Here is a 12,706-nt window from a genome sequence, read left to right on the forward strand (position 1 = left end):
TCGTACGCGGGAGCGCGGTCAACCAGGACGGGGCCTCCAACGGTCTGACCGCGCCGAACGGCCCCTCCCAGCAGCGCGTCATCCGCCAGGCGCTGGCGAACGCGCGCCTCTCGACATCCGAAGTGGACGCAGTGGAGGCCCACGGCACCGGCACCAAGCTCGGCGACCCGATCGAGGCGCAGGCACTGCTGGCGACGTACGGCCAGGGCCGTGACGGTCAGGATCCCCTGCGGCTGGGCTCGATCAAGTCGAACATCGGGCACAGCCAGGCCGCGGCCGGCGCGGCCGGATTGATCAAGATGGTGATGGCGCTGAGGGAACGGAAGCTGCCGAAGACCTTGTACGTCGACCGGCCCTCGTCCCACGTGGACTGGGAGTCCGGCGCGGTCGAGCTGCTGACCGAGACCCGCGCCTGGCCGCGCGGTGAGCGGCCACGTCGGGCGGGTGTCTCGTCGTTCGGCATCAGCGGAACCAACGCGCACGTCATCATCGAGGAGGCCGAGGAAGCTCTCACGATCGCGCCGCCCGTGGCCGTGGAGCGGCCGTCGGCGGGGCTGCCGGTGGTGCCGTGGGTGCTGTCCGGCCGTAGCCCGCAAGCGACGCGGGCCCAGGCGGCACGACTGGCGGCATTCCTCGCTGAGGGCCCCGACCGTTCCCCGGCGGATGTGGGCCTTTCGCTCGCGACGACCCGCGCGGCGCTGGAACACCGGGCAGTGGTGCTCGGCGCCGACTTCGCCACCCTGCACTCGGGCGTGGCCGCGCTGGCCGACGGTGACGCCTCCGTGGTGTCCGGTGTGGCGAGCGAAGCGCGGACGGCCTGGATGTTCACCGGCCAGGGCAGCCAGCGGACCGGCATGGGCCGCGAGCTGTACGAACGGTTCCCGGTGTTCGCCAGGACCCTGGACGAGGTCTGCGGCCATATGGACGCCGATCTCGATGGCGCCGCCGAGTTCCCTGTCCCGGTGCGGCAGGTGCTGTTCGCGGACGACGGCTCCGAAGAGGCGGGGCTGCTGGACCGGACGGCGTATGCCCAGACGGCGCTGTTCGCGGTGCAGGTCGCGTTGGTGGAGCTGCTGCGTTCCTGGGGCGTGCGCCCGGACGTGGTGCTGGGCCACTCGGTCGGCGAGCTGGCCGCCGCCTACGCAGCGGGCGTATTCGATCTCGCGGACGCCGCTCGGTTGGTGGCGGGTCGTGCCCGGTTGATGCAGGGGCTCCCTGCGGGGGGTGCGATGGCGGCGGTCGAGGGCGAGGAGTCCGAGGTCTCCGAGATTCTGCGAGGACTGCCGGACCCGCAGCGGGTGGCGGTTGCGGCGGTCAACGGGCCGACGGCGGTGGTGGTTTCCGGTGATGAGGATGTGGTTGAGCGGGTGATGGCGGTTGCGCGGGAGCGGGGTCGGCGGGTGTCGCGGCTGCGGGTGAGTCATGCGTTCCACTCGCCGTTGATGGAGCCGATGCTGGCGGAGTTCGCCGAGATCACGGCGAGCGTCACGTACCGGCAGCCGATCCTTCCGGCGGCCAGCACCCTCACCGGGCGGCCGGTCGATGAGCAGGACTGGGCCACCCCGGATTACTGGGTGCGCCAGGTCCGTCGCCCGGTGCGCTTCCACGACGCCCTGCTGACCACAACCGGCGAGCAGGCGGCGGCTCGGCTGCTCGAAATCGGTCCGGACCCGGTACTGACCGCGCTCGCTCAGTCCGAAGTGGACACGGCGGTGTCGGTGCTGCGTAAGGGACGGGCCGAGGCCGGGACCGTGATGGCAGGGGTGGCGGAACTGTTCGTACGCGGGGACAAGGTCGACTGGTCCGCCGTGTTCGCCGAGAGCGGCGCCGAGCGGATCGGCCTGCCGACGTACGCGTTCCAGCGCGAACGTTTCTGGATGGGGCCCGTCCGGCCGGTCACCGACGCCCGGGGGCTGGGTCTGGGTGCGGCGGGGCATCCGTTGTTGGGTGCTTCGGTTGCGGTGGCGGGTTCGGATGCGGTGCTGCTGACGTCACGGCTTTCGGTGCGGTCGCATCCGTGGCTGGCTGATCATGTGGTGGCGGGTTCGGTGTTGGTGCCGGGTACCGCGTTCGTTGAGCTTGCTGTGCAGGCGGGTGACCGGGTCGGGTGCGACCGTGTGGAAGAGTTGACCTTGCAGGCGCCGTTGGTCCTTCCCGAGGACGGCGCGGTTCAGGTGCAGCTCAGTATTGACGCGCCGGAGCCCGGTGGGGAGCAGCGTTCGCTGCGTGTGTATTCGCGCCCGGAGGGCGCCTCGGCCGACCGGCCGTGGACGTTGCACGCCACTGGCACCCTTACGGCCGAGCGTGCCGCCGCTGACTGGGACCTGAGTGTTTGGCCGCCTGCCGGTGCGGAACCGGTCGCGCTGGACGGGCTGTACGAGCGGCTGACCGGCGCCGGACTGGCCTACGGACCCGCGTTCCGGGGGCTTCGGAATGCATGGGCTCAGGACGGTGACCTACTCGTGGAGGCCGCCTTGCCGGAGGAGGTGGCCGGGGAGGCGTCGGCGTACGGTCTGCATCCGGTGCTGCTGGACACGGTGCTGCACGCGCTCGGGCTCCAGAACCCGGACGCCGAGGGCACGATGCTGCCGTTCCTCTGGTCCGGCGTGTCGCTGTCCGCCGTCGGCGCCCCTGCCGTACGGGTGCGGCTGTCGAGGCGCGGCTCGAGTGAGTTCCGGCTTCGCGTGGCCGATGCTGCGGGCGACCCGGTGGCCGAGGTGGCGTCGCTGGTACTGCGGCCGGTGTCGGCCACCGACCTTGCTGCCGCCCGTGCCACGGCCGACAGCCTGTTCCGGCTGGAGTGGACCCCCGCGCCGGCTCCGGCCGAGCCCGGCGAACGTGGCGACTTGGCCGTCCTCGGCACCGATCCGCAGCACGAGGACGGGTGGTCTGCCGCGGGAGTCGCGGTGACCGGTTACGCCGACTTGGACGCGTTGATCGCTGCCCTGGACGACGACGGTGTGGCGGTTCCGCGGACAGTCGTGCTACCGGTGGCGCCACATTCTGAGGATCTCCTGAGTGTGGTTGCTGGTGTGCTGGGGGCCATGCGGACGTGGCTGGCTGAGGAGCGCTTGGCGGGTTCGCGTCTGATGGTGTCGACCACGGGCGCGGTCGCGGTGAACCCTGCCTCCGACACGGGCGAGCTCGACCTGGCGGCCGCCGGGGCGTGGGGCCTGGTGCGGTCCGCGATGAACGAGCACCCGGGCCGGTTCGCGCTGGCCGATGTGGATGGCGACCCGGACTCCTACCGGGCTCTGGCGGCGTACCCGGCCGGTTCCGGGGAATCCCCGGAATCCGGGGAGAGTCAATTCGCGGTGCGACAAGGCCGGACCTGGGTGCCCCGGGTCGCCCGAATGACCCCCGCCACCGGCGAAGACATCCCGGCGACACGCTGGGACAAGGGAACGGTGCTGATCACCGGTGGGACCGGCGGGCTGGGCGCCGTGATCGCCCGCCACCTCGTATCCGTGCACGGCGTACGGAATCTGCTGCTGATCTCCCGCCGAGGCCACCAAGCCCCCGGCGCCCAGCAACTCCATCGGGAACTGGTCGACTTGGGCGCCCGTGTGACGATCACCGCCTGCGACGTCAGTGACGAGCGGGCACTTGCCGACGTGCTCGACACAGTCCCTGACGATGCGCCGCTGGCCGGGGTGGTGCACGCCGCCGGTGTGCTCGACGACGGCATGATCACCGACCTCACTCCGGAACGCCTGGCCGATGTGCTTTCGGCAAAGGCGGAGTCGGCGCTGCACCTGCACCACCTGACGGCGAAATCCGACCTCCAGGCGTTCGTACTGTTCTCTTCGATCGCCGGAGTAGTCGGAAACGCCGGGCAGTCGGCCTACGCGGCGGGCAACACGGTGCTCGACGCACTCGCGGTGTCCCGACGCGCCCAGGGGCTGCCCGGCGTTTCCCTGGCGTGGGGCATGTGGGAACACCCCGACGGCATGGGCGGCCGCCTCGGTGACGCGAACCTGACCCGTCTGCGCGGGCAGGGCTTCGCGCCGCTGACCACCGAGCACGCGCTCGCGCTGTTCGACATGGCGGTACGGTCCGACGAGCCGGTCGCGCTGCCGGTCTCGGTCAACACCACGGCACTGGCCGCACGCCGGGACAGCCTGCCCGGCATGCTGCACGGCCTCGTGCCGATGGCCGCCCGGCAGCGGCGTGCCGGGGACCGGAGCGGTGCGGGCAGTTCCGATGCGCTTGCCCGCCGCCTGCGGGGCCGGTCCGCGGCCGAGCAGGACCGGGTGCTGCTGGACCTTGTGCAGTCCCAGGTCGCGGTGGTCCTGGGACATGGTTCCGCTGGTGTGATCGATCCGGGGCGGGCGTTCAAGGATCTCGGGTTCGATTCGCTGACCGCGGTGGACCTGCGTAACCGGCTCAGCAGCGCGACCGCGCTCACCCTGCCCGCCAGCCTTGTCTTCGATCATCCGACGATCGAGGGCCTCGCCGGGTACTTGCGCGACCAGCTCAACCAGGGCTCGGGCGAGGGCGATTTCGGCCTGAGCGACTTGGAGAAGTTCGAAGCCGCAGTGTTCTCGATGGCCCAGGACGGCGCGCTGCGCAAGCAGGTGCGGTCACGGGTCAAGGCGATGGTGGCGCGGCTGGAGGAAGACCTGGGCGGCGACGGTACCGAGAACGAAGATATCGATTCCGCTTCACTCGATTCGATGTTCGAAATCATCGATCGCGAACTCGAAGGATGAGGGCGCTCATGACGACACCCTCACGCGCGACAAAGGGGCTGGGCTCACGTGTCCACTGATGAGAAGACGCTGACGTACCTCAAGCGTCTCACAACCGACCTCCGCGAGACCCGCCAGCGTCTGCGAGAAGCGGAGGCGAAGGACCACGAGCCGATCGCGATCGTGGGGATGGGCTGCCGCTACCCGGGCGGTGTGTCGTCTCCCGAGTCCCTGTGGGAGCTCGTCGACTCGGCCGGCGACGGGATCACCGGGTTCCCGGCCGACCGTGGCTGGGACCTCGAGGCCCTGTTCGACCCGGACCCGGATCGTGCGGGCACCTCGTACGCGCGGGAAGGCGGTTTTCTGCACGACGCGGCCGAGTTCGATGCGGAGCTGTTCGGTATTTCGCCGCGTGAGGCCCTTGCGATGGATCCGCAACAGCGGTTGTTGCTGGAGACGTCGTGGGAGGCGCTGGAGCGGGCCGGGATTGATCCGTTGTCGTTGCGTGGTTCGTCGACGGGTGTGTTCGCGGGGCTGATGTACCACGACTACGCGTCGCGGTTGCAGGTCGCTCCGGAGGAAGTCGAGGGCTTTCTCGGGAACGGGAACGCGGGCAGCATTTTCTCCGGCCGTATCGCGTACGTGTTCGGGTTCGAGGGACCCGCGGTGACGGTGGATACGGCGTGTTCGTCGTCGTTGGTGTCCCTGCATTGGGCGTGTCAGGCGCTGCGCGCGGGGGAGTGTGGGATGGCGTTGGCCGGTGGTGTCACCGTCATGTCGACTCCGTCGACGTTCGTTGAGTTTTCGCGGCAGCGGGGTCTGGCCTCGGACGGCCGTTGTAAGTCTTTTGCGGATAGTGCGGACGGGACGGGGTGGGCCGAGGGTGCTGGGGTGGTGGTCCTGGAGCGGTTGTCCGACGCGCGGCGCCTGGGGCATCACGTGCTGGCGGTCGTACGTGGGAGTGCGGTCAATCAGGATGGTGCGTCGAATGGGTTGACGGCGCCGAATGGTCCGTCGCAGCAGCGGGTGATTCGTCAGGCGTTGTCGTCGGCCCGGCTTTCGGCGTCCGAGGTGGACGTTGTTGAGGCGCACGGTACGGGTACGCGGCTGGGTGACCCGATCGAGGCGCAGGCACTGCTGGCGACGTATGGTCAGGCGCGGTCCGAGGACGAGCCCTTGTGGCTGGGTTCGGTGAAATCGAACATCGGCCATACGCAGGCTGCCGCTGGTGTTGCTGGTCTGATCAAGATGGTGATGGCGCTGCGTGTGGAGCGGTTGCCGCGGACGCTGCACGTGGATGAGCCTTCGGCGCAGGTGGACTGGACGGCGGGTGCTGTGCAGTTGCTGAGGGAGGCTCGTAGGTGGCCGAAGGGGGAGCGTCCGCGCCGAGCGGGCGTCTCGTCCTTCGGCATCAGCGGCACCAACGCGCACATCATCGTCGAGGAAGCGCCCGAGTTCGAGCTCCAGCCCGAACCTGACGTGGCCGAAGAGCCGCCTTCGGGGCAGCGGCTACCGGTGGTGCCGTGGGTGCTGTCGGGCCGGAGCGCGCAGGCGGTGCGGGCGCAGGCCGGACGCCTGGCCGAGTCTGCCAAAGAGCAGGACTGCTCCGGTATCGACTTGGGTCTGTCGCTGGCGACGTCACGTGCTGTGCTCGATCACCGTGCTGTCGTGCTGGGCCGGAATCTGGAGGATTTGCGTTCGGGTGTCGCCGAGCTGGCCGAGGGCGGCACTGCCGTGGTGTCCGGCGTGGTGTCGGAGGGGCGTACGGGCTGGATGTTCACGGGGCAGGGCAGTCAGCGGCTTGGTATGGGGCGTGAGCTGTATGGCGTGTTCCCGGTGTTCGCGAAGACCCTGGATGAGGTGTGCGGTTTTCTGGACGCGGAGCTTGCGGGCAGGCCGGGGTTTGAGGTTTCGGTGCGGGAGGTGTTGTTCGCGGCGGAGGGTTCGGCGGAGGCGGCTCTGCTGGAGCGGACCGGGTATGCGCAGACGTCGTTGTTCGCGGTGCAGGTCGCGTTGGTGGAGTTGCTGCGGTCGTGGGGCATGGGTCCGGATGTGGTGTTGGGCCACTCGGTGGGTGAGTTTGTCGCGGCGTATGTGGCGGGTGTGTTCGAGTTGGCGGATGCGGCGCGGTTGGTGGGGGGTCGTGCGCGGTTGATGCAGGGGCTGCCCGCCGGTGGTGCGATGGCGGCGGTCGAGGGCGGGGAGGCGGAGGTCTCCGAGATTCTGCGGGGGCTGCCGGACTCGCAGCGGGTGGCGGTCGCGGCGGTGAACGGGCCGAGTGCGGTGGTGGTCTCCGGTGGCGAGGACGTGGTCGGGCGGGTGATGGCGGTTGCGCGGGAGCGGGGTCGGCGGGTGTCGCGGCTGCGGGTGAGTCATGCGTTCCACTCGCCGTTGATGGAGCCGATGCTCGCGGAGTTCGCCGACATCGCGTCGACCCTCACCTACCGGCAGCCGAGTCTCCCGGCGGTGAGCACGGTTACGGGTGAGCTGGTGGACGAAGGGGATTGGGCGACTGCTGACTACTGGGTGCGGCAGGTCCGTCGACCGGTTCGCTTCCACGATGCTTTTGAGAACGCCACCGGTCCACAGAGTGTCAGTCGGCTGCTGGAGGTCGGTCCGGATCCGGTGCTGGCCGCGCTGGCTAAGGCGGCTTCGGACGTGACTGTGGTGTCGGCCCTGCGTAAGGGGCGGCCTGAAGCCGAGACCGTGTTGGCTGCCGTGGCCGAGGTGTTCGTGCGTGGCGCGAAGGTCGACTGGGCGGCAGTCTTCGCCGGGACGGGCGCGCGACGGGTGGACCTGCCGACGTACGCGTTCCAGCGGCAGCGGTACTGGCTCGAGGCTTCCCGGCCGGTCACCGACGCTCGTGGCTTGGGCCTGGGCGCGGCCGAGCACCCCTTGCTCGGCGCCGCGGTGACCGTGGCCGGATCGGACGCGGTGCTGCTGACCGGGCGGCTCTCGGTCCCCTCGCATCCGTGGCTGGCTGATCATGCTGTGGCGGGCTCGGTGCTGGTGCCGGGCACGATGTTCGTTGAGCTTGCGGTGCAGGCCGGCGAGCGGGTCGGCTGCGAGCGGGTCGAGGAACTGACTCTGCAGGCACCGCTGGTGCTGCCGGAGCAGGGCGCGGTGCAGGTGCAGCTCAGCATCGACAGTGCCGAGGGCGTGGAGGAGGGCCGACGCGCAGTGCGCGTCTACTCGCGCCCGGAGGACGCGGCGGCCGAGGAGCCGTGGATTCTGCATGCCACGGGGACTCTCATCTCTGGTGGGGCTGTCGGGGATTGGGATCTGGCCGTGTGGCCGCCTGTCGGTGCGGAGCGGGTTCCGGTGGAGGGCCTGTACGAACGGCTCGCCGGTGGTGGCCTGGTGTACGGTCCGGCTTTCCGTGGTCTGCGGGAGGTCTGGCGGCACGGCGAGGACCTGTTCGTAGAGGCGGCTCTGCCCGAGTCGCTGTCGGGTGATGCGGCCGACTTCGGTCTGCACCCGGCACTGCTGGACTCCGTGCTGCACGCCTTGGGGCTGGGGGACCAGGTCGGCGAGGGAGTGGTGCTGCCGTTCTTGTGGTCGGGTGTGTCGTTGTCGGCGGTCGGTGCGGCCGCGGTGCGGGTGCGGCTGTCCGTGGGGGGATCTGGCGAGGTCGCCCTGCAGATCGCCGACGCTACGGGTGTTCCGGTGGCCGAGGTGGAGTCGCTGGTATTGCGGCCGGTGTCGACCGCGGATTTGGCCGCGGCGAACTCCCCGACTCGTGACGGCCTGTTCCGCCTCGACTGGATCCCCGCCCCCGCCCCCGCCCCCGCTCCCGGCGAACTCGGCGGGTCGGGTGCTGCCTGGGCCGTACTCGACGAGACCGATGAGTGGCGCGACGTGGGTGTTCCGGTGACCGGTTATGCCGATCTGGCCGCGCTGACCGCCGCGCTGGATGACGGTTCCGCCGTCCCGGACACCGTCGTGCTTCCGCTCCGCTCCTCAGACACCGAGGTCACCGACGCGGTGGCCGGTGTGCTGGCCGTGGTCCGCGAATGGTTGGCCGAGCGGCGCTTTGCGGGGTCGCGGTTGGTGGTGTTGACGTCGGGTGCGGTGGAGGTGGCCTCGGGCGAGGTTGGTGCTCGTGATGTGCTGGATCTTGCTGGTGCGGGTGTGTGGGGTTTGGTGCGGTCGGCGGTCAGTGAGCATCCGGGGCGGTTTGTGCTGGCCGATGTTGATGGTGTGCGGGAGTCGTATGAGGCCCTGGCTGTCGGCCTCGCCGGGCTGGGTGTGGACCAGGTCGCGGTCCGTGAGGGGCGGGTGTGGCTGCCGAGGCTGGTGCGGATGGCTTCGGGCGGGGTGTTGGAGCCTCCGGTGGGTGTGGGTTCGGCATGGCGGTTGGACATTGTGGCCAAGGGCCAGTTGGACGGTGTCGCGTTGGTGCCCGAGGAACCCCAGGTGCTGCGTCCCGGCGAGGTGCGTGTGGGTGTGCGTGCGGCGGGGGTCAACTTCCGGGATGTCCTCAATGTGCTGGGGATGTATCCGGGGGACGCTGGTCGGCTCGGGCATGAAGGTGCCGGGGTTGTGGTGGAGGTCGGTCCGGGTGTGGACGACTTCGCTGTGGGTGACCGTGTGATGGGTCTGCTGGACGGTGGGTTCGGGCCGTCGGCGGTGGCGGATGCGCGGATGTTGGCGCGTATGCCGGGTGGTTGGTCGTTCGAGCAGGCGGCGTCGGTGCCGATCGTGTATCTGACGGCGTATTACGCGCTGGTCGATCTGGCGGGGCTGGGGGCCGGTGAGTCGGTGTTGATTCATGCCGCTGCTGGTGGTGTGGGTATGGCGGCGGTGCAGTTGGCTCAGCATTTGGGTGCGGAGGTGTTCGCGACGGCGAGTCAGGCCAAGTGGCCGACTGTTCGTGGGCTGGGTGTTGCGGCGGACCGTATTGCTTCGTCGCGTACCACGGAGTTTGAACAGGTTTTCTCTGCGGCGACCGATGGTGTCGGGCTGGATGTGGTGTTGGACTGCCTGGCCGGGGAGTTCGTGGATGCGTCGTTGCGGTTGACGCGGCCGGGTGGTCGGTTTGTGGAGATGGGCAAGACCGATATTCGGGATGCGGGTGAGGTGGCTGATGCTCATCCGGGGGTGACGTACCGGTCGTTCGATGTGATGGATGCGGGTCCTGAGCGGATCGGCGAGATGCTGGCGGCGTTGTTGGGGTTGTTCGAGAAGGGTGTGCTGCGGCCGGTTCCGGTCACGGCGTGGGACATTGCGCGGGCGCCGGAGGCGTTGCGTTTCCTGGGGCAGGCGAAGCATGTCGGCAAGGTTGTGCTGACCTTGCCGGTGCCGTGGGGTGAGCGTGGCACGGTGTTGGTGACCGGCGGTACGGGTGGTCTCGGCGCGGTCGTGGCCCGGCACTTGACCACGGAACACGGGGTTCAGGACCTTTTGCTGCTCTCCCGGCGTGGGCCCGACGCGCCGGGGGCGGGTGAGCTCGAACGGGAGCTGACCGCTCTCGGTGCGCGGGTGACGATCCGCGCGTGTGATGTCAGCGACCGGCAGGCGCTGGCGGATGTATTGGATGCGGTCCCCGACGATGCCCCGTTGAGGGGCGTGGTGCACACCGCTGGGGTGCTCGACGACGGGATGATCGCGGAGCTGACTCCGGAACGGCTTGCCGGGGTGCTGGCGGCAAAGGCCGATTCCGCCATTCATCTGCACGAACTCACCGCGGACCGTGATCTGGACGCGTTCGTCCTGTTCTCCTCCTTCGCGGGTGTGGTGGGCAATGCGGGCCAGGCAGCCTACGCCGCGGGCAACGCGGTTCTCGACGCCCTCGCGGTATCCCGGCGAGCCCAGGGGCTCCCGGCTGTGTCGCTGGCGTGGGGCATGTGGGAGAACTCCGAAGGCATGGGCGGCCGACTCGGCGAAGCCGACCTGAGCCGGATGCGGCGCCAGGGCTTCCCGGCCCTGGGGACCGACCACGGGCTGGCCCTCCTCGACATCGCCCTGCGGATCAACGAGCCGGTCGCGGTGCCGGTCGCCCTACGGACCTCGGCACTCGCCGCGGTACGCGACAGCCTGCCCGCCGTGCTGCACGGACTCGTCCCGGCGATGCGGCAGCGCCGGACCGCCGCCGGGCAGGTTGCCGCCGCCGGCGGCGGGGAGCTGGCCCGCCGCCTGGGCGGACTGCCCGCCGCCGAGCAGGACCGGCTGCTGCTCGACCTCGTACAGACCCAGGTGGCCGGGGTGCTGGGGCACACGTCGGGCGCGGAGGTCGATGCCGGACGGGCATTCAAGGACCTCGGCTTCGACTCGCTGACCGCGGTGGACCTGCGCAATCGCCTCACCACCGCGACCGCCGTCCAGCTGCCCGCGACCCTGATCTTCGACCACCCGAACCCCGCCGCGCTGGCGGACCACCTGCGTACGCGGGTCCTGGGCGCGGTGGCCGAGCAAACCGCTTCGCCCGTCCGGAAGACGACGACGTTCGTGGACGACGACCCCATCGTCATCGTTGGTATGGGCTGCCGGTATCCGGGTGGCGCGACCTCGCCGCAGGCGCTGTGGGACCTGGTCGACTCGGCCGGTGACGGTTTCTCCTCGCTGCCCGCCGATCGTGGCTGGGACGTGCGCACGCTGGTCGACACGACCGGCGTCAGTGGTGGCGGATTCGTACCGGACGTGGCGCGGTTCGACGCCGAGCTGTTCGGGATCTCGCCGCGTGAGGCCCTGGCGATGGATCCGCAGCAGCGGCTGCTGCTGGAGACCTCGTGGGAGGCGCTGGAGCGGGCCGGGATCAATCCCCTGTCGCTGCGCGGCTCGGCCACCGGCGTGTTCGCCGGGGTGTCGGCGAACGGGTACGGCGGGAACCTGCACGAGCCGGAGGGAGAGACGGAGGGCTACCTCCTCACCGGCAGCACCCCGAGCGTCGCATCGGGCCGTCTCGCCTACTCCCTCGGCCTTGAGGGCCCCGCGGTGTCGGTGGACACCGCGTGCTCGTCCGCGCTGGTGGCGTTGCACCTGGCGGGCCAGGCGCTGCGGGCGGGCGAATGCGACCTGGCCCTGGCCGGCGGCGCGACGGTGATGGCCACCCCGGGGATCTTTCTGGAGTTCTCGCGGCAGGGCGGGCTGGCCGGTGATGGTCGGTGCAAGTCCTTCGCGGAGGCCGCGGACGGTACCGGGTGGGCCGAGGGGGCCGGCGTGCTGGTGCTGGAGCGGCTGTCCGACGCGCGGCGCCTGGGGCATCCGGTGCTGGCGGTCGTATGCGGCAGCGCGGTCAATCAGGACGGTGCGTCGAATGGTCTGACGGCGCCGAACGGTCCGTCGCAGCAGAGGGTGATCCGGCAGGCGCTCGCCGCCGCGCGGATATCGCCGTCCGAAGTGGACGCGGTCGAGGCCCACGGCACCGGCACCACGCTCGGCGACCCGATCGAGGCGCAGGCACTGCTTGCGACCTATGGGCAGGACCGCGATCATGCCGAGCCGCTGTGGCTGGGCTCGGTGAAGTCGAACATCGGGCACAGTCAGGCCGCGGCCGGCGCGGCCGGGCTGATCAAGATGGTGATGGCGCTGCGCGAGCAGCGGCTGCCTCGGACGCTGCACGCCGACGAACCTTCGTCGCATGTCGATTGGGACTCCGGTGCGGTACGGCTGCTGACCGAAGCTCGCGCGTGGCCTCGCGGCGGCCGCCGCCCGCGCCGGGCGGGTGTTTCGTCCTTCGGTATCAGCGGGACCAACGCGCACGTCATCATCGAGGAGGCCGAGGAAGCTCCCGCGATCGAACCGGCCACGGGCGGCGAGCGGCCGACCTCGGAGCCGGCCGTCGTGCCGTGGGTGCTCTCGGGCCGGACCGCGGAAGCCTTGCGCGCGCAGGCTGGGCAGCTGGCGGCCTTCCTCGACGAGGAGGACGCCACTCCCGCCGATATCGGGTTGTCTTTGGCGGCCACGCGCGCTGTGCTCGACCACCGTGCCGTCGTACTCGGCGCCGACGGGGACACCCTGCGCGCAGAGGTGACCGCTCTGGCCGAGGGTGGCACTGCCGTGGTGTCCGGCGTGGT

General features: G+C 70.3%; 2 protein-coding genes. Both read left to right on the forward strand.

The window, feature by feature from the left end; all coding sequences use genetic code 11:
- Positions 1-4,712 (forward strand): type I polyketide synthase (locus ACH4TL_RS45640; protein ID WP_398425529.1); only part of this gene is annotated, 4,712 nt, incomplete at its 5' end.
- A 48-nt stretch (positions 4,713-4,760) separates the two neighbouring features.
- The coding region (locus tag ACH4TL_RS45645) for an SDR family NAD(P)-dependent oxidoreductase (protein ID WP_398425531.1) at positions 4,761-12,706 on the forward strand (7,946 nt) is incomplete at its 3' end.

Origin of the sequence: Streptomyces sp. NPDC021115 (genome assembly GCF_044333065.1) — a bacterium.
Lineage (GTDB): Bacteria > Actinomycetota > Actinomycetes > Streptomycetales > Streptomycetaceae > Streptomyces.